Source organism: Candidatus Synechococcus spongiarum SH4, assembly GCF_000586015.1.
Classification (GTDB): Bacteria; Cyanobacteriota; Cyanobacteriia; order PCC-6307; family Cyanobiaceae; genus Synechococcus_B; species Synechococcus_B spongiarum_F.
This window is the reverse complement of the sequence record NZ_JENA01000003.1, coordinates 1-22,170: the sequence shown is the minus strand read 5'-3', so window position 1 is coordinate 22,170 and position 22,170 is coordinate 1. Positions and strand designations below refer to the sequence as shown.

At 62.7% G+C, this 22,170-nt stretch carries 27 protein-coding genes; 12 read left to right on the top strand and 15 right to left on the bottom strand.

Annotated elements, in window-relative coordinates:
- Positions 1 to 237 precede the first annotated feature (237 nt).
- Positions 238 to 501 carry a hypothetical protein gene (locus tag BG35_RS0100450; RefSeq protein WP_034416263.1) on the top strand — a complete coding sequence of 88 codons (264 nt, stop codon included), beginning with the start codon at positions 238 to 240 and terminating at the stop codon, positions 499 to 501.
- On the opposite strand, the gene BG35_RS09645 is transcribed toward BG35_RS0100450, so the two are convergent.
- From BG35_RS09645 to BG35_RS0100385, 13 genes are all read right to left on the bottom strand, one after another.
- Positions 498 to 1,223: a type 1 glutamine amidotransferase gene (locus BG35_RS09645; protein ID WP_236619725.1), complete on the bottom strand. Its 726-nt coding sequence runs from the start codon at positions 1,221 to 1,223 to the stop codon at positions 498 to 500. The genes BG35_RS0100450 and BG35_RS09645 overlap by 4 nt on opposite strands.
- A 10-nt stretch (positions 1,224 to 1,233) precedes the next feature.
- Complete coding sequence (locus BG35_RS0100440) at positions 1,234 to 2,271, bottom strand: DUF3326 domain-containing protein (RefSeq protein ID WP_236619724.1); 1,038 nt, start codon at positions 2,269 to 2,271, stop codon at positions 1,234 to 1,236.
- 17 nt (positions 2,272 to 2,288) lie between these two features.
- A complete protein-coding gene (locus BG35_RS0100435) occupies positions 2,289 to 2,510 on the bottom strand; it encodes a DUF8621 family protein (RefSeq protein WP_152535099.1) in 222 nt (73 codons plus the stop codon).
- 10 nt (positions 2,511 to 2,520) lie between these two features.
- The gene (locus BG35_RS0100430; protein WP_034416262.1) at positions 2,521 to 2,841 is read right to left on the bottom strand and encodes a 2Fe-2S iron-sulfur cluster-binding protein; all 321 of its coding nucleotides are present in this window, start codon (positions 2,839 to 2,841) and stop codon (positions 2,521 to 2,523) included.
- Positions 2,842 to 2,849: 8 nt separating this feature from the next.
- Positions 2,850 to 3,797 carry a F0F1 ATP synthase subunit gamma gene (locus BG35_RS0100425; RefSeq protein WP_025781205.1) on the bottom strand — a complete coding sequence of 316 codons (948 nt, stop codon included), beginning with the start codon at positions 3,795 to 3,797 and terminating at the stop codon, positions 2,850 to 2,852.
- Between the two features lie 32 nt (positions 3,798 to 3,829).
- Positions 3,830 to 5,347, bottom strand: a complete 1,518-nt coding sequence (gene atpA, locus BG35_RS0100420; protein ID WP_025781204.1) for a F0F1 ATP synthase subunit alpha — start codon at positions 5,345 to 5,347, stop codon at positions 3,830 to 3,832.
- A gap of 57 nt (positions 5,348 to 5,404) precedes the next feature.
- A complete protein-coding gene (gene atpH / locus BG35_RS0100415) occupies positions 5,405 to 5,962 on the bottom strand; it encodes an ATP synthase F1 subunit delta (protein ID WP_025781203.1) in 558 nt (185 codons plus the stop codon).
- Between the two features lie 3 nt (positions 5,963 to 5,965).
- A complete protein-coding gene (locus BG35_RS0100410) occupies positions 5,966 to 6,499 on the bottom strand; it encodes a F0F1 ATP synthase subunit B (protein WP_236619723.1) in 534 nt (177 codons plus the stop codon).
- A gap of 8 nt (positions 6,500 to 6,507) precedes the next feature.
- A complete protein-coding gene (locus BG35_RS0100405; RefSeq protein ID WP_025781201.1) occupies positions 6,508 to 6,972 on the bottom strand; it encodes a F0F1 ATP synthase subunit B' in 465 nt (154 codons plus the stop codon).
- A gap of 88 nt (positions 6,973 to 7,060) precedes the next feature.
- On the bottom strand, positions 7,061 to 7,306 hold the full coding sequence (gene atpE / locus BG35_RS0100400; protein ID WP_025781200.1) for an ATP synthase F0 subunit C: 246 nt from the start codon (positions 7,304 to 7,306) through the stop codon (positions 7,061 to 7,063).
- 137 nt (positions 7,307 to 7,443) lie between these two features.
- Entirely contained in the window at positions 7,444 to 8,157 is a 714-nt protein-coding gene (atpB, locus tag BG35_RS0100395; RefSeq protein WP_034416274.1) for a F0F1 ATP synthase subunit A, read from the bottom strand.
- Between the two features lie 63 nt (positions 8,158 to 8,220).
- On the bottom strand, positions 8,221 to 8,811 hold the full coding sequence (locus BG35_RS12305) for an ATP synthase subunit I (RefSeq protein ID WP_161632481.1): 591 nt from the start codon (positions 8,809 to 8,811) through the stop codon (positions 8,221 to 8,223).
- Between the two features lie 78 nt (positions 8,812 to 8,889).
- The gene (locus BG35_RS0100385) at positions 8,890 to 10,086 is read right to left on the bottom strand and encodes a class I SAM-dependent methyltransferase (RefSeq protein ID WP_034416257.1); all 1,197 of its coding nucleotides are present in this window, start codon (positions 10,084 to 10,086) and stop codon (positions 8,890 to 8,892) included.
- Between the two features lie 171 nt (positions 10,087 to 10,257).
- Here BG35_RS0100385 and BG35_RS0100380 point away from each other — a divergent pair, with 171 nt between their 5' ends.
- The 7 genes from BG35_RS0100380 to BG35_RS0100345 all read left to right on the top strand — a co-directional run bounded on the left by BG35_RS0100380 (position 10,258) and on the right by BG35_RS0100345 (position 18,773).
- The gene (locus BG35_RS0100380; protein WP_025781196.1) at positions 10,258 to 13,686 is read left to right on the top strand and encodes a phycobilisome rod-core linker polypeptide; all 3,429 of its coding nucleotides are present in this window, start codon (positions 10,258 to 10,260) and stop codon (positions 13,684 to 13,686) included.
- 524 nt (positions 13,687 to 14,210) lie between these two features.
- Positions 14,211 to 14,696: an allophycocyanin subunit alpha gene (gene apcA / locus BG35_RS0100370; protein WP_025781195.1), complete on the top strand. Its 486-nt coding sequence runs from the start codon at positions 14,211 to 14,213 to the stop codon at positions 14,694 to 14,696.
- A gap of 56 nt (positions 14,697 to 14,752) precedes the next feature.
- Positions 14,753 to 15,241: an allophycocyanin subunit beta gene (gene apcB, locus BG35_RS0100365; RefSeq protein ID WP_025781194.1), complete on the top strand. Its 489-nt coding sequence runs from the start codon at positions 14,753 to 14,755 to the stop codon at positions 15,239 to 15,241.
- Positions 15,242 to 15,281: 40 nt separating this feature from the next.
- Positions 15,282 to 15,482 (top strand): rod-capping linker protein CpcD domain-containing protein, encoded by a 201-nt coding sequence (locus BG35_RS0100360; RefSeq protein ID WP_025781193.1) that lies wholly within the window; start codon positions 15,282 to 15,284, stop codon positions 15,480 to 15,482.
- Between the two features lie 86 nt (positions 15,483 to 15,568).
- Positions 15,569 to 16,684 carry an FtsW/RodA/SpoVE family cell cycle protein gene (locus BG35_RS0100355; protein ID WP_034416269.1) on the top strand — a complete coding sequence of 372 codons (1,116 nt, stop codon included), beginning with the start codon at positions 15,569 to 15,571 and terminating at the stop codon, positions 16,682 to 16,684.
- Between the two features lie 19 nt (positions 16,685 to 16,703).
- A complete protein-coding gene (locus BG35_RS0100350) occupies positions 16,704 to 17,459 on the top strand; it encodes a cytochrome c biogenesis protein CcdA (RefSeq protein ID WP_034416255.1) in 756 nt (251 codons plus the stop codon).
- Positions 17,460 to 17,462: 3 nt separating this feature from the next.
- Positions 17,463 to 18,773, top strand: a complete 1,311-nt coding sequence (locus BG35_RS0100345) for a cytochrome c biogenesis ResB family protein (protein WP_025781190.1) — start codon at positions 17,463 to 17,465, stop codon at positions 18,771 to 18,773.
- On the opposite strand, the gene queF is transcribed toward BG35_RS0100345, so the two are convergent.
- Positions 18,767 to 19,162, bottom strand: a complete 396-nt coding sequence (gene queF, locus BG35_RS0100340; protein WP_025781189.1) for a preQ(1) synthase — start codon at positions 19,160 to 19,162, stop codon at positions 18,767 to 18,769. The genes BG35_RS0100345 and queF overlap by 7 nt on opposite strands.
- A 312-nt stretch (positions 19,163 to 19,474) precedes the next feature.
- Between queF and BG35_RS0100335 the strand changes: the two genes are divergently transcribed.
- The 3 genes from BG35_RS0100335 to BG35_RS0100330 are packed head-to-tail and all read left to right on the top strand — an operon-like array spanning position 19,475 to position 20,421.
- On the top strand, positions 19,475 to 19,681 hold the full coding sequence (locus BG35_RS0100335; RefSeq protein WP_025781188.1) for a DUF4278 domain-containing protein: 207 nt from the start codon (positions 19,475 to 19,477) through the stop codon (positions 19,679 to 19,681).
- Positions 19,682 to 19,732: 51 nt separating this feature from the next.
- A complete protein-coding gene (locus BG35_RS14260; RefSeq protein ID WP_505625210.1) occupies positions 19,733 to 20,029 on the top strand; it encodes a hypothetical protein in 297 nt (98 codons plus the stop codon).
- 53 nt (positions 20,030 to 20,082) lie between these two features.
- A complete protein-coding gene (locus BG35_RS0100330) occupies positions 20,083 to 20,421 on the top strand; it encodes a P-II family nitrogen regulator (RefSeq protein WP_025781187.1) in 339 nt (112 codons plus the stop codon).
- Here the strand turns inward: BG35_RS0100330 and BG35_RS0100325 are convergent.
- A complete protein-coding gene (locus BG35_RS0100325; protein WP_025781186.1) occupies positions 20,418 to 21,302 on the bottom strand; it encodes a TlyA family RNA methyltransferase in 885 nt (294 codons plus the stop codon). The two genes, BG35_RS0100330 and BG35_RS0100325, sit on opposite strands and share 4 nt — an antisense overlap.
- Positions 21,303 to 21,393: 91 nt before the next feature.
- Here BG35_RS0100325 and BG35_RS0100320 point away from each other — a divergent pair.
- Positions 21,394 to 22,170 (top strand): lyase family protein (locus tag BG35_RS0100320; protein WP_025781185.1); only part of this gene is annotated, 777 nt, incomplete at its 3' end.

Genomic DNA, 22,170 nt, shown 5'->3' with positions numbered 1-22,170 from the left:
GCCAGTCGCAAGCCTGTGGTTTCACCAAGCGCCATGGGGGGACGATTGGGGAGGATGTGTTTGTCCATAAAGCCTCCTTAGAGAGTTTGGGGTATGGTCTCGGCAGACCTGCCTTCCAAGTTCAGGCCGGTTTCAGATTTGATTTAGATTTCTGCGGGATTTATTCACCAACTGTCGCAAAGTCTGCCGGGGGTGTCAGGCTGCCCCCGCTCAAGCCCCGTCTAAACTGGCTCCGCCATGCCAACCCAAGCCCACATGAGTCTGACCAGGACCGGTGTTCCTGACAACCATCACCGCCAGCAAGCTGTTCTTCTGGCCCACCGCTATGGGCTGAATCTTGATGAAGACGAGCAGGAGGAACTGGTCTGGATCATTGAGGCCATGGGGCTGGAGGAGGCGGAGGCGGAATGCGCCCGCTCCCGCGCCATGTTGATTCGCTCCGGACAGTTGGATCCTGATGGCGGGGCCAATGACGAATCCCCTGAGCACCCGGAGCTCTAGGCAGCAGCCAGTTGCTCCGCCGCCAGAGCCAGCCAGTTCCCGTAGAACATGCGGCCAATGGGCATCAGGGTCGCCAAGCCGGTCCCGTTGAACCGGGCCTGCCGGGCAATGGGAACCAGGTCGTCGTCCTCGGCAAACCAACGCTCCGCCATGTCCCGATCCAGCTCCATGTGGCCTTGCACCCCATAGGCTGCCGGGCCCAGGGCGGCAATCTGGTTGTGGCAGAGGGGGCTGGTGGCCATGGTCTCAACAGACCGCTCCGGCGCCACTTCTTCCCCGTGTAACTGAAACACCGGTAGGGGGTCGGGCACACCCCGCAGCAGGGGATGGTTGCGACCGGCAGGGGTTTGATGGAGCGTCCACTGCCGCCCCTGGGGATCCAGCCAACCCAGTTCCCGTTGTCGGGCGGCGCGGACCACACACCCCTTGGCCTTGGCCAGCACTTGCAGCCCCAGGCAGATGCCCAGGGCGGGAATCTGCTGCTCCAGCAAGTGTTGACAGAGACGCACCAGTTCCGGGATGCGTCCATGGCGGTCATTGGCGCTGGCGGGTCCCCCCAGGAGCAGGAATGCCTGGCCCTGTTGTGGCGTGGGCAGAGGTTGATCAGTCCAGAGTCGGGTCACGTGAAGTTGCCAACCACGCTCCAGGGCCAGGGGCTGAACAAGGCCGGGGCCTTCCCGCGGAATGGTCTGCACAACACAAAGCTGGGGTGTTCCGGACATCAGCCCCTGATCACTTCCTGGCAGTTTGCCCCAGGGGGCGCTGGAGTGCATCGGGATCCAGGCCCTCCCGCAGGCTCAGCACCACCCCGGCAGCTTCCTGGTAATTGGCCACGTTGATTACCCCTTCCAGGCCCAGGGCTGCTGCCGTGACCTCCAGTTGGGAGGGATTGTGTACAGCCAGAACGGGGATCCTCCCCTCGGATGCCGCCAGAACCGCTGGCCCCCCCAGGGCGCCGTGGGGGGCCACCAGGGCGCCCACCTGCTGGGCCAGCAGATCACCCCCCTGGGCCTCAGCGGCTGGGACGAGCCGGGGGGCCCGACTCAGTCCCGCCAACACGGACGGCAGGAAGGTGTACCCCAACTCCTCGGCCGCTGCCCGGGGATCCACGTCCGACAGCAAGGGCAGGGGGCGGACAGCCGGAGCATGGGCGCAGGGCAGACCCAACTCCCGCACCAGCAGATGGCTGATCACCGCCTCGGCCCCGGCCATGGCGTCCACGCCATGGCCATGGCGGTAGTTCTGCAGCAGTGAAGACATGGGGGATTCATCAGGGAAGCGGGTCACCACAGCCACAGCCGTGGCGCCGCGGCGCCGGAGTTCACGTCCCGCCGCCAACAGCAGGTCAACGCGGTTCAGGCCACCCCAACTGATGCCGCTCCCCCCCTGCTCCAGGCGCACCCCGAGAGGCTCCGGCGTAACCACCTCAGGGCCGATGGATAGCCCCAGGCTGAACCGGGCCGCGGCTGCCGCTTGACGGTGGCGTTCCAGTAGTTCCGGCTCCAGACCGCCATCCAGCAACAGACCCAGGCAATGGCGATGGCAGGGCCGCAGAGCCGTCTGCCCTCGGCAGAAACGATCCAGCGCCCAGCCTTCCGTGTAGTGGATGCGGGCATCAGGCCAGTACAGGGAAGCGGCGTTCAAGACGTTGGGATGGGTGACGAGGCAGCCACTGGCGGCCGCCAGAAGCCGGGCCACCGGCAGACCGTCCCCGGCAAACCCCCCCTGCTGACAACCAATCCCGGTGGGGATGATCAGCACGGTGGGCATGGGGAGCGCGCCCATGTCTACGGGGCGCCGTGGAGCGCCATTGCCTCCAGCCGGATCCAGCGCTGCCCCCCGGGCAATGCCGTGCAGGCGGTGATGGCCCAACGGAGTGGCGAGCCGTGTTGGGCCAGGGCCTTCTCAATGGGATCCAGCAAAGGACCGGGTTCCAGAATCAACTCCAGAGACACTCTCTGCAGCCGCATCGTGGCGCCACCCATGCCCTGCCCACCACCAGCGGTCACCTCTGATGGGTCACGTCTGATATTGGCCAAACTGGGCTTCATACAGGGCGTCCTCCTGGCCAGCCTCCAGTTGCAGGTCGCTGCGAGGGTAGGCCACGCAGAGCAGGGTAAAGCCTTTCTCCTGCAAATCATCCCGCACCCCCATGGCATCGGGTTGCGCCACTTGGCCCTGCTTGAGCAGGGCGGCGCAGGTGGTGCATAACCCTGTACAACAGGAGCAGGGCAGAACAATCCCGGCCGCTTCCGCTGCAGCCAACACAGTTTCATCTCCACGGCAAGGGAAGGTGTGAACGTCCCCGTGCAGATGAACCGTGATGGTGAAGGTGTCCATTGGCCCGATCAACCCATGGCGGCGGCGCCGCCCACCACCTCAAGAATTTCCTGGGTGATGGCCGCCTGTCTGGCTTTGTTGTAATCCAGGGTGAGGGTTTTGGCCAGGGCCTTGGCATTGTCACTGGCGTTGTTCATGGCGGTCATGCGGCTGGCCAGTTCCGATGCGGCAGCCTCTTGCAGGGAGCGCAACACCTGATTCTGTACATAGAGGGGCAGGAGCGCATTGAGCAGTTGGGCAGGGGTCTGCTCAAAGACCATGGCGGAGGGAAGCCTGGGCTGGGTGTTGGGGAGGGAGCCACGCTCCACCTCCATCGCCCCCCCTTTGCTGGTGAGACGGAACATCTCGTCGTCCACGGTGGCAATGCCCTGGGGATCCAGAGGCAGGAGGGTTTGCACAACGGGCCGGGAACTCACCAGGTTGATGAACTTGGTGTAGATCCCTTCCACCCGGTCACTGCTTCGTCCCTGAAACAGGGGCAACAGGCGGTTGGCAATGTGGCCGGCCTCGGCGGACGTGGGCGCCTGCTCCAGGTTCTCGATGCCGTCAACAATGTCGTAGTCGCGGCGGCCGAAGTAGGCATTCACCTTGCGGCCCACCAACAGGAGATTCACCTTCAGCCCCTTGGCCGTCAACTCCCGGTGACGTTCCTCTGTGCGCTTGATGACATTGGCGTTATAGCCGCCGCAGAGTCCCCGGTCTCCCGCAATGGACACCAGGGTAACGGTGCGCAGTTCACGCTGTTCCAGCAGAGGAGCATCAACGGCTTCAAAGGCCATTTGGGACTGGAGATTTTCCAGCACCCGGGCCAGGCGGTCGGAGAAGGGGCGACTGCGCAACACCTGCTCCTGGGCGCGACGCACCTTGGCGGCCGCAACGAGGCGCATGGCCTCAGTGATCTTGCGGGTGTTTTTGACCGAATTGATCCGGTCTCTGATTTGTTTGAGATTGGCCATGGTTCAGCGGAAGTGGTGAGGGCCTGGCCGGATCAGGCGGCAGCCAGCATGGTCAACTTCACAGCCTCAATTGCTGCTTTGAGCTTGTCCTCCGCCTCCGCAGACATGACTCTCCTGGTTTGGATCTCCTCCACAAAGTCCTTGGCGCTGGTCTTGAGGTAGTCGCGCAACTCCCGTACGAAACCCTGAATCTGTTCCACCGGGACGTCATCCAGCAGACCTTTGGTCCCCGCATAAACCAGCGCCACCTGCTCCGCCAGAATCAAGGGGCTGAACTGGGGCTGCTTCAGCATCTCCCGCAGCCGCGCCCCCCGATCCAACTGGGCCCGGGTGGCGGCATCCAGATCCGAGGCAAACTGGGAGAAGGCCGCCAACTCGGCCGCCTGGGCCAGTTCCAGCTTCAGCTTGCCGGCAATTTTCTTGATGGCTTTGGTCTGGGCGGCGCCCCCCACACGGCTCACGGAGATGCCCACGTTGATGGCCGGGCGAAGACCGGAGTTGAACAGGTCCGAAGAGAGGAAAATCTGGCCGTCGGTGATGGAGATCACGTTGGTGGGGATGTAGGCCGACACGTCTCCAGCCTGGGTTTCGATGATGGGCAGAGCGGTCATGGAACCCTTGCCCATGGCGTCGCTCAATTTTGCGGCCCGCTCCAGGAGGCGGCTATGGCAGTAGAAAATATCGCCGGGATAGGCTTCCCGTCCGGGGGGACGGCGCAGGAGCAGGGACATCTGCCGATAAGCCTGGGCCTGCTTGGAGAGGTCGTCGTAGATCACCAGGGTGGCCTTGCCGTCGTACATGAAGTGTTCGGCAATGGCTGCACCGGCATAGGGGGCCAGGTACTGGAGGGCGGCAGGCTCCGAGGCGCTGGCGGCCACCACCACGGTGTAGGCCAAGGCGCCCCGCTCCCGCAGCACCTGCACCACGTTGGCCACGGAGGCAGCCTTCTGGCCAATGGCCACATAGACACAAATCATGTCCTGATCCGCCTGGTTCAGGATCGTGTCAATGGCAATAGCGGTTTTTCCGGTCTGGCGGTCACCGATGATCAGCTCCCTCTGGCCTCGACCGATGGGAATCATGGCATCAATGGCGGTGATGCCGGTCTGCATGGGCTCATGGACAGAGCGGCGCTGGATGATGCCGGGCGCCGGAGACTCGATCAGGCGGGTGGCGGTGGTTTCAATGGCCCCTTTGCCGTCCACGGGTTCACCGAGAGCATTGACCACCCGCCCCAGCATGGCGTCACCCACGGGAACGGAGGCGATTTTGCCCGTGGCCTTGACGCTGCTGCCCTCGGAAATGCCGTGGCCTTCGCCCATGAGCACGGCGCCCACGTTGTCACTCTCCAGGTTCAGGGCAATGCCTTCGGTACCGTCTGCAAATTCCAGCAACTCCCCCGCCATGGCCTGCTCCAGGCCATAGATCCGGGCAATGCCGTCGCCCACCTGTAAAACGGTGCCGACGTTGCTGACGGAGACGGTTTTGTCGTAGTCCTCAATTTGCTGCTTGAGGATGGCGCTGATCTCGTCAGGACGGATGGAAACCATGGCTTGGAGCGGAAAGGAAAGGAGGGCAGTTGGGTGGGGGGATTCGGTTGCCAGGGATCAAGCGGCTTTGGCCAGGCTGCGGCCGAGGCGACGGACTTGTCCAGCCAGGCTGGCATCCACAACCTGGGAGCCGATACGCACGATCAGACCACCGATCAGAGAAGGATCAACGGTGATGGAGCAGTCCACAGCAGCACTGCCCGCCATGGTCTGAACCTTTTGTTTGAGTTGTTCTTCCTGGTGCGGGGTGAGTGGCGTCGCGCTGGTCACCTGGGCCAGGGCAATGCCTTTGGCCTTGCGGTAAAGCTCCAGGAAACGCTCAAACACCGCGCCCATCAGGCTGATGCGCTGGCGGTCGGCCAACAGTTTGAGCAGGTTGAGGCTGGCCGTTTGCCTGAGCACGTCCTTCTCCTGAAACACTGCCGTAATGACGGCTTTCTTGGTTTCCGGTTCAAGGATCGGGGAACCCAGGGCATCTCGCAAAACATCCGAGGCTGTCCAGATCTCAAGCACAGCCTTGGCGTCAGCAGCCAGGTGGTCACTGATGCCCTGCTGGTTCCCGATCTGCAACAGCGCTTCGGCGTAAGGCGTGGCGATGGTGTTGAGGAGGGGCATCGTCTAGCCAAGGGAATGAATGGTGGCCACCAGAAGCTTCGTCTGCTTCTGGTGGGAAAGAGCGCCGGGAAGATCCTGGAGGGCCAGGGCAATGGCCTGATCAGCGGTGCTGCTCAGCAGCTCATTGCTAATGCGCCGCGCTTCGCTGTCCGTATCGGCCTTCGCTTCCTCTTGAAGGCGCGCCATCTCGGCGATGGTGCGCTGCTCCCCCTCGGCGCGAATGGCATCGGCCCGGGCTTGGCCGTCCTTGAGGATTGTGCGGGCTGTTTCCCGGGCAGCAGCCAGTTCGGCCTTGGCCTTCTCAAGCTGGGCTGTGGCTTCGGACAGGCGGGACTCCGCCCCATGGAGGTCCTGCAGGATTGCCTCACGGCGGCGAGAAAGGATGCCGCCGAGGAATCCCTTCAAAAACCAGAACAGAACAGGGATAAGGATGGCCAGATTGACCAGGTTGCCGTTGAGGATGTCAAGGTCAATGCCGAAACCTTCTGTTGCCAGCAAGAGGGGGGCGGCCATGGCGGCGGGGGGGACGATGGGCATTGGTGGGTTCAGATAGCGACCAGGCGCTGGATAATCAGATCGGCGAGTTGACGAGACTCCTTGCTCAGAGTGGCGGCGGCGGCGGAGCGCTGGGCTTCCATGTCGGCCCGCGCCTGCTCCCGCAGCCTGGTTGCGGATGCCTTGGCTTCCGCCAATGCGCTTTTGTAAAGCGTGGCCACCTCGTCTTCAGCCGCGGCAATGACAGCCTGGGCATCTTGACGGGCCTGTTGCAGTTGGGCCTTGAGGTCCTGTTCAAGGCGTTGCACCTGAGCCAGCCGTTCCTTGGCGTCCTTGTGGCTGGTGGTCACAAAACCCTCCCGCTCCTCAACCACCTTGCCAACAGGCTGGAAGAACAACTTGTTCAGGATGAACGTGAGGACCACCACCTGGATGGCCATCAACGGCAGGGTGGCGTCAAAGTCAAAGAGACCGCCTTCAGGGACAGGGGCCTCGGCCAGGGGAAACCAACTGATCATTGGGACGGTTGGATGGACGATGGTTCAGGACAGGAGCAGGTTCCAGTTCAGGCTGTGCTGTGCCGCGACGCCTTGCCGAGTCGGTTCAGGAAAAGGGATTGGCAAACAACAGCACCAGCGCCACCACCAGGCCGTAGATGGTGAGCGATTCCATGAACGCAAAAGAGAGCAGCAGGGTGCCACGAATCTTTCCCTCGGCCTCAGGCTGACGGGCAATGCCTTCAACAGCCCCGCCAGCAGCGGTGCCCTGGCCGATGCCGGGGCCAATGGCCCCCAGGCCAACGGCCAGTCCGGCGGCGACAACAGAGGCTGCGGGGATAAAGGATTCCATGATTGAGGGGATGATGGTTGGGGGTGCGCAGATGCTACGCGGGTGTTGTGGGCGCGCCTGGAACATTCCTCGGGACAGGGAAGGGGCCCGAGGCACTCGGACCGCACGCAGTGATGATTGGATGACGAAGGACCGCGTCAGGCGTGCTCTTCGTGAACCGCCTCGCCAATGTAGTAGGCCGCCAGGGTGGCAAAAATCAAGGCCTGAATAGCACTGGTGAACAGGCCCAAAAACATCATGGGTAAGGGCACAAACAGGGGCAGAAGCAGCACCAGCACGGAGACGGTGAGCTCGTCGGCCATGATGTTGCCGAACAGGCGGAAGGAGAGGGACAGGGGCTTGGTGAAGTCCTCGACGATCTTGAACGGGAGCATGATGGGGGTGGGCTCCACGTAGTACTCGAAGTACCGCAACCCCTTGCGGCTCAACCCGGCGTAAAAGTAGGCCAGGGACACCAGCAAGGCCAGGGCAACGGTTGTATTGATGTCCCCGGTGGGGGCCCCCAGCTCACCGGAGGGCAGACGCACCAGACGCCAGGGCACGAGGGCGCCGCCCCAGTTGCAGAAGAAGATGAACAGGAACAGGGTGCCAATGAAGGGCATCCAGTCCCGGTAGGCTGCTTCGCCAATCTGTTCCCGGGAGAGGTTGCGGATGTAGTCCCAGAGGAACTCCAGAAGATTTTGGAGTCCCCCGGGCTTGCGCCCCATCCGGCGCGTCCCCGTCACCACAATGGTCAGCAGGGCGCCGATGAGGATCCAGGAACTGAGAAAAATCTGACCGTGAAGGTCCAGTTGGCCCAGGCGCCAGTAGAAGTGCTGGCCGATCTCCAAACCATGGGATTCCTCAACCATGAGTTCCGGATCACTGGCCGGGAGAGCTTCGGCAAGGGGAAGAAGGGTTTGCAGCAGCATGACTCAGGCAAGTGGAGAACCGGAAACAAAGGTTGTGGGCTCGTCGGAACCCGTCAGATCGCCGAAGGCGATGAGCAAAATCGCTGGCTTGTACAGCAGAAAGCCGAAGAAGGCGGGCACACAATCCAGCCCTTGAAGACGAAGAGCCAGAATGCCCAGGACCACGGGAACCGCTAGATGCGCCTTGCCCAGCCTGTTGGAACTCTTGCCCAACCGTTCCACCGAACGTGAAAGCAGAATCAGGTAGAGCATTCCCGCAGCGGCGCCGGCAAGAAGGCTGAGGCACGTCTGCAGATCCCAGACCAGAACCGTCAACAGGCCAGCCCCGATGGTGATGCTCAGTGTCAGGCTGAAAACCCGTTGCCGAAGACGAAAGAACTCGACCATGGGACTGGGGGCCATGGGACTGGGTTTGTCTTCCGGGATCTTCGCAGATGCAGGGGACTGGACGGCAGACGGGATGAACCGGGACCAGCCGCCGCTTTCTCCAAGGGGAGACGGAGGCTGGCCGTGACCGGCAAGGCGATGGAGCAACTGGTCACGCCAGAGGCTTGCTTGATGGGCCTGAAGCAGGTCTTCAGGGGAGGCTTCCATGGTGAACCCGTGGTTCACCTCCGTTCTGTCCACAGAACCGCTGTACAGGCAAATGCGGAGAGATCCTAACATCCAGGGTCAGTGGATCGTGGGGCGCAGCAGGACCAATCTGCGCCGCCAGAGCGCCCTGACCTGCTCCCCCAGTCCCTGTTCACTCCTGCCACCGGCAGGATCCGCCAGATGTCGCAAAGGTTGTGACGGCGCCTCGTCAATGGCCTTCAGCAGGCTTACGTCCTCCTGGTCAAGATCCACGGGCTCCAGGTCCGGGCCCAGCAGGCGGGAACCGGGCCAGCCCCATAAACAGGGATTGAGCTGGGCGGTGGCGGCCCACAGATCCTCGTCACTGCTCCAGGTGTGGGCAGGCAGGGGCGGCTTGCCGAGAAAAAATTCAAAATGGCTGATGTCCGTGTCCAGGGCCTCAACCAGTTGCCACTGCTGCCGATCCGGTAGAGCCCTGGCCCGCTCCAGTGCCTCCCCCTGCAAGAGGGCGTCCAGTTGCCAGCTTCGGGGATTGCTGAAACCCAGAAACTCCAGCCCGCACCCCTCCACCAACTGAAAGAGCCTCTCCAGGGTGTAGCTGGTTTCCTGGGGATGGAGATACATGTCGGCAAAAGCCGCATCATTGACCGTGTCCAGGGCCCAGCGCTGCTGATGGCGCTGCCGGATCCTGTTGTGCTCAGGCAATCGGGCAATGAGTTGACGGGCAAATTGCACCCCGGTTCCGTCTACCTGGATGCCCAATAATCTCAGAGCATGCTGGGTCCTGTGAATCTCCCAGCGACCCCCGTCCCCGTAGAGGAACAGATGCAGGATTCCCCCCTCCGCCAAGGCCATGGCCAGAGCTCCGAGGCCGGCGGCGGGATCCCCCATGTGGTGCAGAACACCCACGGAGTTGATGAGCTGAAACCGCCCCAGGGAAGGGGCCTCCAGCAAACTGACGCAATGAAAACGGATGCGCTGCTCGCCACCGGAGCGCCGCAGGCGTTCCTGGGCCACAGCCAGAGCCTGGGGACTGATGTCCAGGGCGGTCACCTGGGCTGCGGGGTTAAGATGCGCCAGGTAGTCGCTGCTCACGCCGGAGCCGCAACCGGCGTCCAGAATGCGAAGGGGTTGATGGGGATCAGGGGCCCGACCGGTGCAGTGGCTATAGGCCGTGGCGTAGCACCAGCGCCAGTTGTAGCCCGGTGGCGGACCGTCCTGAAGAGGATCCGGCGGATAGGGAAACCTGTTGTAGAAATCACGCACCCGTGGCGTGGCGCTGTCGGCCGTGGTCATGGCGGAGGAGATTGCGGTATCAGGTGTCAATAGCGGACCGCCTTCGGAAACCCCCTGGAGCTGCAAACATTTGTTCACCCACTCCCGATTCCATGGAACCGGAGCGTAGCGTTCTGGACACAGAGGGTCTGAGCCATCAGGCCGCCGTGGCTGCATCGGAGCCTTTCCTTCATGACCGTGACCGTCAGCAGTGGCAGCAGTAGCGTTTCACCGCAACTGTATGACACCCTGCCGCTTTCCAGCCTGCGTCAGGCTGAGCAGCAGGATCGCTTCCCCGATCGCACTGAGCTGGATCGGCTGATCAACTTTTTCCAGGGTGGACAACAACGGGTTGACGTTGCCCGTCGTCTTGCCGCCAACGCTGGCGCCATCATTGCCCAGGCGGCTAACCGAATTTTTTCCGGCGGAACGCCCCTGGCCTATCTGGAGGAACCCCCAAGTCGCACCGCGGCCGTACCTGGCGTGGGGGCGGCCTTCCGGGAAGGCCGGTCGGAGCAGAAAGCCTTTGACCGCTCCGTGGAGACGTTTGCCCAATCGGCCGGCTCAAGTCGGGGCCTGTTCAGCCGCCTGCTGGACAACTTCCGCCAGGCGGGGGACGTGGCCGTGGTCACCCCGGCAGGCTTTGCCCCCATCGACATCTCCCGCTACGGCAAGGAGCGCATGACCAAGTCCCTGCGGGATCTGGGTTGGTTCCTGCGCTATGTGGGGTATGCCGTTGTGGCCGGCGACCCCAGCATTCTGGTGGTCAACGCCCGTGGGCTGCGGGAAGTGCTGGAGAAAGGCTGCTCCATCCCGGCAACGCTGCTGGCCCTGCAAGAAATGCGGGCGGCGGCGGCAGCCGTGTTCCAGGACGAGCCGGAGGGCCGCCAGTTGGTGGTGGACTGCTTCAACGTCCTGCTCAAGGAACTCTCCGAGGGTGGCCCCTCGCCCCGCCTTCGCCCCGGCAGCGTGGTGGCCCAGGGACTCCAGCTTCCGGCAACCTATGCGGAGGCGGCCGCATCACCGGGGCGCTACGTGATGCGGCCGGGGCTCTCGGGCCGGGAAAAAGCCGAGGTGGTCCGGGCCGCCTATCGGCAGGTGTTGGAGCGGGACGTGACCAAGGCCTACTCCCTGCGGCTGGCTGCTCCCGAGACCGACGTGCGCAACGGGCGCATTTCCATGCGGGAGTTCGTGCGCGCCATTGGTCGTTCTTCCCTGTACCGTCGCGACTTCTATAACAACCAGTCCAACAGCCGGGTGGTGGAGCTGGCCTTCCGCCACTTCCTCGGACGGGGTGTGAGCACCCTGGAGGAATTCCGTCAGGCCTTTGCCGTGGTCTCCGGCGGTGGACAAGGGGCCCTTGTGGACTTCCTGGTGGACTCCGCCGAGTACGGCCGCATCTATGGCGAGGAGACGGTCCCCTACCTGCGGGATCTGGGAGAAGAGGCCCAGGAAAGCGCCAACTGGGGTCCCAACCGCAAGCTTTTCAACTATGCGGCCCGTTTTCAGGGGGCTCCCCAGTATGTGACCAGCTTCTCCGGTCAGCGCCGTCCCCTCCCCGATCAGCATGCCTACGGCGGCGCCAACGATCCGCTGGCCAATCAGTACGGCGCCATCTTCCCGTCCAGCACCAACGCCCCGAGAACGCTGGCTGCAGGCTTCGGCTACGACACCCGGCGCCTGTTTGTGGGCAGCGCTCCCGGACTGAGCGCCCAGATGGGCTCGGCGGACTCTCGCAAACCCCGTCCCACCGTATCGGGTCCCAAGGTGGTCCGCCTGCAACAGGTGGCCACGGGCGGAGCGTCGGTCCCTCGCCGCGGAGGACAGCCCAGCATCCGCTACACCGAGGCGTCCACCCAGGCTGTGGTGGCAGCCGTCTACCGGCAAGTTCTCGGCGCCCTGGGCTATGAAGGAGAGCGCCTCTCCAGTGAGGAAATCAAGCTGGAGAACGGGGACATCACCCTGCGGGAGTTTGTGCGGGTGGTGGCCTGCTCCAACCGATTCCGCAAGCGCTACTGGGATGGCCTGTACGTGGTCAAGGCCATTGAGGTGATCCACCGGCGCCTGCTGGGACGTCCCACCTATGGCCGCTGGGAAATTGACGCCTATTTCGACGTGGCCTCCCGGGAAGGCTTCTATGGCATCGTGAATGCCATGCTGGACTCTCGGGAGTACAGCCAGGTCTTTGGGGACGACACAGTTCCTTACGAGCGCTACATCACCCCGACGGACCGGGTAACGCGCCAGGTTCCAGGCCTGCGGCCCGATTACAGGATCCCCTATGTGGGTGATACGTCCAACCCTCTCCGGGGCGAGCGGCGGCCCGAGCGACGGCCGGCCAGGGGATTCCAGTACAGTGGCGCCCTGCCACGCCGTGGCGTGGACCGGGTTCGTCCCTTCCTGGCGGCCCGGATCACGGTCACGCCGCCGGTGGCGTCACCCCGCTTCCTGCGGGGGCTGCCGCTTCCCCGCAAAGAGGCGGTGTCCCTCACCAGCCGTGGCGACAGCAGCCAACTCCAGCAGGTGATCCGCGCCGCCTATCGCCAGGTGCTGGGCAACATCCAGCCCATGGAATCCGAACGGCTCACCCAGGCGGAATCCCAACTGGCCAACGGAACCATTACTGTGCGGCAGTTTGTGCGGCAGATTGCCCTGAGCAACCTGTACCGTAGCCGCTACTTTGAGGTGTGCAGCCCCCAGCAGTTCGTGGCCTTCAACTTCCGCCACCTGTTGGGACGGCCTCCCGCCAATCAACAGGAACTGGCCCTCCATGCCCGCCTGGTGGCGGAAAAGGGTGTGGTGGCCGAGGTGGACAGCTATCTCGACAGCGACGAGTACCTGCAGCGCTTCGGGGAAGACGGGGTGCCCTATTCCATTGAGGATGCTCTCCCGCGCACCTACAACACCCCCAGCTTCACAACGGTGTTTGCCGGGATTCCAGCGGGCGCCCAGCCCGACGCCAGCACGGTGTCCGACGTGGAGCCACCCCCCTGGACGGCCAGGGTGAGTGGCCGGGCCGCCCTGCCGGACTTTCTCAAGGGAGTGCCCATGCGCAATCTCCCGACAAACCTGCTGTTTAGCCCCACCACAGGGCTGTTCCCGGCAACCGGTCAACCGAGACGAACGCCACCACCGGTCAAATTCCGCCTCTCTCCCAACCCCAGCGAACAGGAGTTGACTGCCGTGGTCAATGCCGCCTACCGTCAACTTCTGGGCCGGGTTCCTCTTGCGGAAGAGCGGCTGACCTCGGCTGAATCCCAACTCCGCTCCGGGCGCATCACGGTGGCCGGCTTCATTGCACAGGTGAGCGCCAGTTCCCTGTTCCAGAACCGCCTGTCTTCCTTTTCCGGATTGAAAATGGCTGATGCGGCGTACATGGCCCTTCAGGGCCGCTCCCCCAGCCAGGCGGAGGCCAGCGCGTTTGCTGACCAACAGGCCCGCCTCGGCAAAGCAGCCGCTGTGGCCGCCCTCCTGGACACGTCCGAATACAAAGAGCGTTTTGGGGACAACACCGTGCCCGTGGTGGAAGGAACCCGGACGTTCCCCGGTCGCAGTCAGGCGGTGATTATGCGGACGGCGCGCCTGGATGGGGGGCCTGCGGGCATCACCCCGCGGCCTTGAGCCTGATGCCCCAAAACCTGTGCCAGGGCGCTGTTTTCATGGTGGAGACCCGGAACTCCTCAACCGGGATTTCCCCCATCGCTGCGCCTTGGCCAAGGGGAAGTTTCTTATAACCAGCAGCAACCAGTAGAGCAGCCCTGCCTTGACTAAAGACAGGGCAATTTTCTGGGCTGTTCATTGACGCCACGGCTTGTCTGTGTCTGTATTGCCGTTGCCTTGCGGTGACGATTCACCGTGAAGAACCGTTACGTTTTTTCCGGGGACTCCTGCCGGGATCATCGCCAGAGCAGCCATGCCAACAGCCTCCATGGCGTTCTGGTCATCAAACTTTACTTGCCTTGTGTTTGTTACAGAACCGGGGATGTGACCGCTCCAGCCGCTCCGAATCCCCTAGTCTCCATGAGGCATTGGCCAAGGCAGCTCTTCTCGGCTCATCCGTGACCGGTTCAGCTTGTCTTAATTCTTCCAATCCCCCTAAACCCTGGTCCCCTTCAAAGAGACCGTACGCTTCGAGGCCGAACTGAATGAGCATCGTCTCCAATTCGATCATCAACGCCGATGCCGAGGCCCGCTACTTGAGCCCCGGTGAGTTGGATCAAATCAAGTCTTTTGTCTCTGGCGGCTCCCAGCGGCTGCGAGTAGCGAATGCTCTTAGCGAAAATCGCGAGCGCATCGTCAAGCAGGCGGGCAGTCAACTGTTCCAGAAGCGCCCTGACGTCATCTCTCCTGGCGGCAATGCCTATGGAGAAGACATGACCGCCTCCTGTCTCCGTGACATGGACTACTACCTGCGTCTGGTCACCTACGGGATCGTCTCCGGCGATGTCACTCCCATCGAGGAGATCGGCATCATTGGCGCCCGTGAAATGTACCGCTCTCTGGGCACTCCCCTGGACGCCATCGTGGAGTCGGTGCGTGAAATGAAGTCTGCATCCCTGTCCCTCCTTGGCGGTCAGGATGCCGATGAGGCATCCTTCTACTTCGACTATGTGATTGGCGCCCTGTCCTGAGGCCGCCGCATTTTCTCCCCCCAGACCCTTCTCCATTCCCCCACGCTTCTCAGGTCATGCAAGACGCCATCACGTCTGTCATCAATTCTTCCGACGTCCAAGGGCTCTACCTGGACGACGGCTCCATGTCCAAGCTGCAATCCTACTTCGGCAGTGGCGAGTTGCGGGTGCGGGCAGCGGCGACCATCAGCGCCAATGCTTCCGCCATTGTTCGCGATGCCGTGGCCAAGGCCCTCCTCTACTCGGATATCACCCGTCCCGGCGGAAACATGTACACCACCCGCCGCTACGCTGCCTGCATCCGGGACATGGACTACTACCTCCGGTATTCCACATACGCCATGCTGGCTGGTGACACCTCCATCCTGGATGAGCGGGTTCTGAACGGTCTTCGCGAGACCTATAACTCCCTGGGCGTGCCCATCGGCGCCACCGTGCAGGCCATCCAGGCCATGAAGCAAGTCACTGCCTCCCTGGTGGGCGCCGATGCCGGCAAGGAGATGGGTGTTTACTTTGACTACATCTGCTCTGGACTGGGCGGCTGAGCGCCTAGCGGATCGGGATCCCGTCGTGAGGAACGATTTCATGCGTCTTTTCAAGATCACTGCCTGCTTGCCCACTCAGCGCAACATCCGCGCCCAGCGGGAACTGCAAAATACTTACTTCACCAAGTGGGTTCCCTATGACAGTTGGTTCGCTGAGCAGCAGCGCATCCAGAAACAGGGGGGGAAAATCCTCAAGGTTGAGCTTTGCGCAGGTCGCCAGCAGGACAACGTTGGCCTTTAGTTAGTCCACCCCCACAAGTCACTTCCAATCAAAGCCTGGTTTTGCCAGGCTTTTTCTGTGCCTGGGGATTTGGAGACGGGGCAGCCATGACCAAACCAAAGCCCAACTCCCAGGGCCATGCCTGGCCTGCGGACGCCCGTCTGCTCCTTCTGCTGACTGCCCTCTGGAGCGTTGTGGGACTCCTCATCCTTGCATCCGCCAGTTGGTGGTCTGCACAGCAGGAGCTTGGCGACAGTTTGTATTACGTCAAGCGCCAGACGCTCTGGCTGCTGATGGGCTGGTGCCTGCTCCTGATCATTGTCCGCTGGCCCCTGCGCCAGTGGCTGCGACTGAGCGCCGTCGGCATGCTGGCTGGCCTGGCGCTGCTGGTGCTGACCGTCTTCTTCGGGGTGACCATCAACGGCGCATCCCGCTGGCTCCTGATTGGGCCCGTGCAGATACAACCTTCGGAGTTGATCAAGCCCCTGGTCATTCTCCAGGCCGCTGTCCTGTTCTCCAATTGGCATCGCCACCGGATGGTTCAGCAGATCTTCTGGGCTGGTGTTTTTACGGTGGTCCTGGGTTTGATTCTGAGGCAACCCAACCTGAGCACGGCAACCTTGCTGGGGTTGCTGCTCTGGCTTATGGCCTTTACCGCCGGCCTCCCCATGGTCCTGCTCATGGGGATCGCCGGCTTGGGTTTGGGGGCAGGGGTCACAAGTCTCGTGGTGAATGCCTATCAGTTTCAGCGGATCCTTGCCTTCCTGAACCCGTGGTCGGACCCGACGGGCAGCGGCTATCAACTGATCCAGAGCATCCTGGCCATTGGATCAGGGGGTATGAGCGGTGCCGGCTTTGCGCTGTCCAGCCAAAAGCTCCACCATCTCCCTTTCCACACCACGGATTTCATCTTTGCGATCTACGCCGAAGAGTTGGGCTTCATCGGCTGCATGCTCCTGCTCTGCTTTCTGCTGGTGTTTGCCTTTCTAGGCCTACGGGTTGCCCACGGCAGCCTGGACCGGAAGTCCCGACTTGTTGCCAGTGGAGCCACCATCCTCCTGGTGGGCCAGGCCATTCTCAACATGGCCGTCGCCACAGGGGTGATGCCCGCCACAGGTCTCCCCTTTCCCCTGTTCAGCTACGGGGGAAGCGCCGTGCTGAGTTGTCTGGTCACAGCGGGGCTCCTCATCCGCGCCAATCTGGAACACACGGAAAAAAGCTAGGCTCTTCAGCAAGATCACCATGATTAGGTTCTTGCCTCCGCTCGCCACTGTGGTGGGTTTTGATCTGGCTGGTGCTTCCCGTTGGGGAGAGCATCTACTGAACCAAAGCCTCACGGCCCCATGGCCCGCCAGCCTGGCTGTGGTCACCTTACTGGGTCTACTCACATCCCTGGGTCCCTGCTCCCTGTCCCTGCTGCCCGTCACCATGGCGTTTTTGGCGGGAACCAGTCCCGGCCGGTTACACCCCTGGCAGCGCAGCAGTGCGTTTGCAGCGGGCATTGTTGCCACCCTGACGGGCCTGGGTCTTCTCAGTTCCTTGATGGGGCGGATCTATGGCCAGGTCCCTGCCCTGGTGGTGGCCCTGGTGGCTGCTCTGGCATTGGCCATGGGCCTCAACCTCCTGGGATTGCTGCCCATGGCCTGGCCGGCAGGGCCGCCAGGGCAATGGCTCCACCGCCGCATGCCGCCGGCCCTTGCCCCCATGGCGGCTGGTCTGGCCTTTGGACTGGCGGCCTCTCCCTGCACCACACCTGTCCTGGCGGTGCTCCTGGCCTGGATTGGCAGCGCCGGTCGCCCCCTGCTGGGCGCCTTGCTGCTGGCCGGCTTTGGCGTGGGACAAGTGTTGCCCCTTCTTCTGGTGGGAACCGCAGCCGCGTCCCTGCCCCGGCTGCTGGCGCTCCGCTCCTGGACCCAGTGGATTCCCCGTCTCAGCGGCGCCGTCCTGGTGTCGGTTGGCAGCATCCTTCTGCTTTCGCAGCTTCCCGTGCTCTCTTAAGCCATGGCGTCCGATGCTGCACAGATCTTCCGCTCCGGCCAGCGGCTGCTTGCCCTGCTGGGGGACCTGCGGCTGGCCATTGGTCTGCTGCTGCTCATTGCCCTGGCAAGTGCTCTGGGCACAGCCCTGCCCCAGAACGAGCCCGCTGGCGCCTATCACGACCACTACGACGCCCAGCCATGGCTGGGGCTACTGACCGCCGGCCCCATTCTGGCTCTACAACTGGATCACGTCTATTCCAGCGGGTGGTTTCTTGCATTACTGGCGCTGCTGGCCGCCTCCTTGACCACGTGCAGCATCCGCCGTCAATGGCCTGCCCTGCGATCAGGATTGCAGTGGATGGACCACCAGCACCCCCATCAACTGAGCAAGTACAGCATCGGCATTACACGGGAGGCAGGTCCCCAAAGCCTCCAGCACTTGGCTCAACTCCTGCGACGGCGGGGCTGGAAGGTGCAACAGAAGACAGGGCGCCTGGCGGCCAGGCAAGGGGTGATCGCCGGCCGGAGCGGTCCTCTGCTGGTTCATGTGGGTTTGATTGTGCTGATGACCGGCGCCGCCTGGGGCGCATTGGGGGGGCAACGGCTGGAGCGCTTCCTGGCGCCGGGCCGGAGTCTGGACCTGGTGGACCGCCAAGGGGAAACCCGACTGTCAATCCGGCTGCAGGATTTTTCCGTGGATCGCGACGCACGGGGGCAGGCTCGGCAGTTCCACTCTCAACTGCTGTTCTCCTCCCCTGCCCTGGCCACTGCCCGACATGTGGACGTTAGCGTCAATCATCCTGCCCGCATGGGTGGGGTGACGGTGTATCAGGCTGATTGGCGGGTGGCGGCGCTGACGGTGCAACTGGGTCGGAGCCCCCAGTTGCAGTTTCCGCTCCAGCCTTTGCCCAGCCTGGGGGAACAGGTTTGGGGCTTGGCCCTGCCAACCCGCCCGGATGGATCCCACCCTGTACTGCTCACCGTTGCCAGTGAGCAGGGACCTGTGCTGGTGTACGACGGCAACGGGGAGAAAATGGGGGCGCTGCGGGTTGACGGTCCTCCGCTGGACGTGGATGGACTGCCCGTTCGCATCACCCATGTGCTGCCCGCCAGTGGCCTGCTGATCAAGCGGGATCCTGGCGTTCCTCTGGTGTACACAGGGTTTGCCGTGGCCCTGCTGGGTGGGGGTCTGAGTGTGTTGGCCAGCCGCAAGCTGTGGGCCGTTGCCGACCAAGGCAAGCTCCATGTGGCGGGCATCAGCAACCGGGATGTGGTGGGTTTTGGCGAGGCGCTGCCTCGCCTGCTGGACTCCCTCGCTGAAGAAGCTCACTGAGGCTGGCCATGGTGAACCGTGATCACCGTATGCACGTTGCCCCGGGGGGAAAAATCGGCCACCAGCTCCATCCAGCGGGGTGAGCAGGCCGAGACGCAGTCATCCAGAATCCGGTTGGCCACTTCCTCATGGGAAATGCAGTGGTCCCGCCAACTGTTGATGTAGAGCTTGAGGGCCTTGAGCTCCAGAACCTTGGGACCAGGCTGGTAATGAAGGCGCAACACGGCAAAGTCGGGATAGCCGGAGAAGGGGCACTTGCATGTGAAGTCCGGCAACTCAATGGCGATGCGGTAGGGGCGGCCAGGGTTGGGATTATCGAAGCAGATCAGTTCAGCAGCGGCAATGGCCCGCTCCCCGTAGCGGGGTGTGGTGGTTTGGCGCTCTGTCATGCCGGGTTGGGGTTGATGGATGGTCCAGGAAGGGCGATGGCCTTCACGCTACAGGGGATCAAGTCCCTCCCAGCCCTGAATTTTTTCTAAAGATTTGTCAACAGATCCCTGAAGTGCTTGTCATGAACAGTGCAGAAGGCCTATATGTGCGAGTGAGGACAAAACGTTGGGCGCATCGGTGGCTCCGGCTTCAGGTGCGCTGGAAGTAGCCAAACCGCGACGGTGAAGCAACGCGCCTCTCGAACAAAGCGGATTTCGCCAGTTTCCAGTCCATGGCTGGTTGGCAGTTCCCGTTCTGTGGAGGTTTCTCTCATGGTCCAACTCAAGTACCGTGGTGTTGATTATGACACCACCCAGCGCCCTGATCTCAGTGATCAACCGGTGGAGCACGTTTACCGTGGCGTCCACTTCAACAAGGCTCCTCGCCACGAGGCCGATGCTTTGTCGGAACAGCCTGTGCGCGTCAGCTATCGGGGAGCGGTCTACGAGACCCGCGTCGCCGAAGCGCTGAAGCATTAATTGTTAATTCCGTAGCTGTCGCTACTGAAAACCGGAAGCCACACTCCCCTAATGGCAAGGGAATCAACATTTTCCTCAATGGATTTGTTCCTGAGCCCGGCGGCTGGTGTGGCTTCTCCCTTATCTTCAGCATCTTTAGCCCCTGCTGGGATTTCCTCCCTTCCGGCTCAGCGAATTTCCGTCCATAGCGCTCTAGGAATGTTGTGGCTCCAGTTGCACTTTGAAAATTGCCACTGGGACTCTCTGGCTGCTGGATGCGTTGAGCTTGAACCTGACACCTTGCCCGCATTTCTTGCCGATTGCTCCGCTGCTGGCGTGGTCTGCTCCAGTGCGCCGCCCCAGGCCTAGGCACAGGTCACCGGTTCCCTCCCCTTGCTGCACACTTTTGTATTTCTGGTGTCATGAAGAAGGTTGAAGCAATTATCCGCCCTTTCAAGCTGGATGATGTGAAGGTTGCTCTGGTCAATGCCGGCATTGTGGGCATGACGGTAACCGAAGTGCGCGGTTTTGGTCGTCAGAAAGGTCAGGTGGAGCGCTACCGCGGCTCCGAGTTCACCGTTGAGTTTCTCCAGAAACTCAAGTTGGAAGTGGTGGTGAACGACGACAAGCTGGAAACAGTGGTGGATGCCATTCAAAATGCCGCCCGCACCGGTGAGATTGGCGACGGCAAGGTGTTCATCTCACCGGTGGAGAGTGTGTTGCGCATTCGCACCGGTGACCGGGATAGCACCGCCCTCTAGGGAGCCACACTTGGTTCAAACCCCGCCAGCCCTCTGTCCGGTAGCGGGTTCATTGTGTTTGTCTTTGTCCAGGGCGGCCTGAACCGTAGCCTCCACCTGCCCGGGCTCAACGGTGTCTCGTCCCTTGCGCTGATGGGGGGGCACCAGTGAAGCCAGTACTCCTGGTTGCCGGCGGCCCCTTTGATGGGTGAGGGCGCCAACCCCACCGCACACCAGTTGAGGTGGTGGGCTTTGGCCTGAACAGCCTTGATGGCGCTGGCCTGGGCTTGGGCATCCCGCACCACTCCGCCACGGCCCACCAACGCCCGCCCCACTTCGAACTGGGGCTTGACCAGCACAACCGCCTCCTGGGGTGGTTTCAGCAGGGCCTTCAGCGTTGGTAGAACCAGGCCCAGGGAAATGAAGGAAAGATCCGCCACCGCCAGATCAGCCCAGACGGCATCCGGTCCATACAGCACGGTGGGGGTGAGGTAACGCAGATTGCAACGTTCCTTGAGCAGCAAGCGGGAATCCTGACGTAGACGCCACGCCACCTGCCCATAACCCACGTCCACCCCGTAGATGCGTCGGCAACCCTGTTGCAGCAGGCAATCCGTGAAGCCGCCGGTGGAGATGCCGGCGTCCAGGGCTATGCGCCCAGCCACCCGCAATCCAAACCCATGGATGGCCCCCAGCAACTTCTCGCCCCCGCGGGAGACAAACCGGGCCTGCTGTTGCACCTGCAAGGCAATCTGACAACTGGTGGCCTGGCCGGGTTTATCCAGAATCCGGGCGCCGCTGCGCACCCGGCCCGCCCGGATCCAGCGCTGGGCCTGCTGGCGGCTGGGGGCCAGGCCCCGCTCCACCAAAAGCTGGTCCAGCCGCATGCGTCCTTGTCCCATGGCCAATGTGTTGTGACCGCAATCCTGAATCCGCCCCGGTGGCCTCCCCTCGGTGGGTCGGTAGGGTGATCCACTGTGTTGTGGCCGGATCGTGATTGAACGCTACACCCTCCCGGAGATGGCAGCCGTCTGGAGCGATGAAGCCCGCTACCGGCGTTGGCTGGAGGTGGAACTGGCTGCTTGTGAGGCCAATTGCCAACTGGGGCGGATTCCCCCCGAGGCCATGGGGGAGATCCGGGCCAGGGCCGGCTTCCAGGTGGAGCGGATCCTCCAGATTGAAGCCCAGGTGCGCCACGACGTCATTGCGTTTCTCACCAACGTGAATGAGCAGGTGGGCAACGCCGGGCGCTACATCCACCTGGGCATGACCAGCAGCGATGTGCTGGACACCGCCCTGGCGCTGCAAATGAAGGCGGCGGTGGCCCTGCTGCAACAAGAACTCGGCAAGCTGGAGGCTGCCGTCCGCCAACAGGCGCAGCGCCACAAACACACGACCATGGTCGGTCGTTCCCACGGCATCCACGGGGAACCCATCACCCTGGGATTCAAGCTGGCCGGCTGGCTGGCGGAGGTGCAGCGTCACCAGGAGCGCCTGACCCGGCTGGAAAAGGTGGTGGCCGTGGGGCAAATCAGCGGGGCCATGGGCGCCTACGCCAACATCGACCCCCGTGTGGAAGTACTGGCCTGCACCCGGCTTGGCCTCACGCCGGACACGGTCAGCACCCAGGTGATCAGCCGTGATCGCCATGCCGAGTACGTGCAGACCATGGCCCTGGTGGGGGCAACGCTGGACCGTTTCGCGACGGAGATCCGCAACCTGCAACGGACCGATGTGCTGGAGGTGGAAGAGCATTTCGCCAAGGGGCAG